Genomic DNA, 1,113 nt, shown 5'->3' with positions numbered 1-1,113 from the left:
TGTACTGCCCAGGCAGGTTGGTTGAGTAAGTGTGACGACACGCTGTAGCGGTCGTTGATGGGTGAAGGTCTCCTGTCGTGGAGTGGAGCTGCTACCACTGCACCCACAACGAACAGGAGACCTTCGTGGTCCACGCTAATGCCGTTTTGACTCCGCGCGGGCGGTTGTTGCTCGCGCGCCGTGTCGTTGACGAAGGCTGGCCGATCGTGCGGGCCGCCGAGCATTTCCATGTGTCCTGGCCGACCGCCAAACGCTGGGCATCGCGGTACGCGGCGATGGGGCCGGCTGGGATGAGCGATCGGTCCAGCCGACCGCATCACAGCCCAAACCGCACCTCGCAGGCGCTGGTGCGCCGGATTGTGGAGTTGCGGTGGCGACACCGGCTCTCACCGATCGCCATCGCCTCGAGGCTGTCGATGTCGGCCTCCACGGTACACGCGGTGCTAGTGCGCTGCCGGCTAAATCGTTTGTCGCACATCGATATCCGCACCGGCGAACCGATCCGCCGATACGAACACGATCTTCCCGGCGCACTGGTCCATGTAGATGTCAAAAAGCTCGGCAACATACCCACCGGCGGTGGTTGGCGATTCGTTGGTCGTGCTCAAGGCAAGAAGAACCGCACTGCAACCCCGGTTGTGACGCGCAGCCGATACCGTGACGTGCTCCTAGGACATGCCTTTGTGCATACCGTGATAGATGACCACTCCCGGGTCGCTTACGCCGAGATACACGACGACGAGACGGCGCAAACAGCCATTGCGGTGCTGCGCCGCGCGGTGAACTGGTTTGGAGCTCGCGGGGTCATCGTCGCAAGCGTCTTGTCCGACAACGGCTCCTGCTATCGCTCTCGCGCCTGGCAGACCGCCTGCGCCGAGCTCCATATTCTCCATAAGCGGACCAGGCCCTACCGACCCCAGACCAACGGCAAAATCGAAAGATTCCACCGCACCATGTCCCAAGAATGGGCTTTCACCAGGCATTACCCCAACGAGCTGACTCGCCGCTCGGCCCTGCCAGCTTGGCTACACGCCTACAATCACCACCGGCAACACTCAGCGATAGGCAAGGTCCCACCCATCACGCGATTGATCAACCTGCCTGGGCAGTACA

1 protein-coding gene is annotated in these 1,113 nt (G+C 62.0%); it reads left to right on the top strand.

Annotation, left to right across the window (positions count from 1 at the left end; genetic code table 11):
• Window positions 1–125 precede the first annotated feature (125 nt).
• Window positions 126–1,113: IS481 family transposase (locus B8W69_RS29470; RefSeq protein WP_085293149.1), on the top strand; the 988-nt coding region annotated here is incomplete at its 3' end.

The organism is Mycolicibacterium vulneris, assembly GCF_002104765.1.
Lineage (GTDB): Bacteria > Actinomycetota > Actinomycetes > Mycobacteriales > Mycobacteriaceae > Mycobacterium > Mycobacterium vulneris.
The sequence above is the reverse complement of the archived record's forward strand: the minus strand, read 5'-3'. Positions and strand labels throughout refer to the sequence as shown.